We start from the raw sequence: 663 nt of genomic DNA, 5'->3' as shown, positions 1-663 counted from the left end.
CCCCGTGAAATGCCCTCGTTTTTGAGTAAGGTCTGTCCAACCGGAGACAGACAATGAAGAGATCATGTTTCACGCAGGACCAGATCATCGGAATCCTGAAAGAGCATCAGGCGGGTGCGTCGGCGCTGTGGCGCTATATCGCACAGGGAAAGCCGCAGCAGAACGGGTTCTTCGAGAGTTTCAACGGCCGGTTCCGCGACGAATGCCTCAACGAGCATCTGTTCCGCAACCTTGCCCACGCTCGGACGGTCATCGACGCTTAGCGGGCTGACTACAACGCTGTCAGCGTCCCACACCAGCCTCAATGGCATGACGCCAGAGGCTTTCGCTCAACATGCCAAAACAGCATACAACAACCCACAGACCCTAACCCAAAACTGAGGGCACGTTCGGGGCAGGGTCTTTGCTGTCTGTGAGCCAGAAGGATCGGATCAGGTCGTTTTTCCCTCTGGCTCATGGAGTTCCGCGTGTGGATGACCGTCGTGTTCTGCGCGGGATTGTTTACGTAATCTGCAACGGTCTTCAGTGAAAAGACGCCCCGAAAGCGTATGGTCTGCACAAGACCTTATATAACCGCTTTATCCGGTGGAGCCGCCTGGGTGTCTTTGACAGGATCTCTGTCGCCCTGACAGAACAGGCTGGCCGTTCGAAGCGTCTGATGAT

The 663-nt window shown here is 55.7% G+C and carries 2 pseudogenes; both read left to right on the top strand.

The annotated features are described in order from the left end of the window. Positions 1–128 precede the first annotated feature (128 nt). Positions 129–381, top strand: a pseudogene (locus tag DY926_RS15785) (integrase core domain-containing protein); the annotation flags it as partial. A gap of 22 nt (positions 382–403) precedes the next feature. Further along, positions 404–663 (top strand): annotated as a pseudogene (locus tag DY926_RS17930) (transposase); the annotation flags it as partial.

Origin of the sequence: Komagataeibacter melaceti, assembly GCF_003403295.1 — a bacterium.
Lineage (GTDB): Bacteria > Pseudomonadota > Alphaproteobacteria > Acetobacterales > Acetobacteraceae > Komagataeibacter > Komagataeibacter melaceti.
The sequence above is the reverse complement of the archived record's forward strand: the minus strand, read 5'-3'. Positions and strand labels throughout refer to the sequence as shown.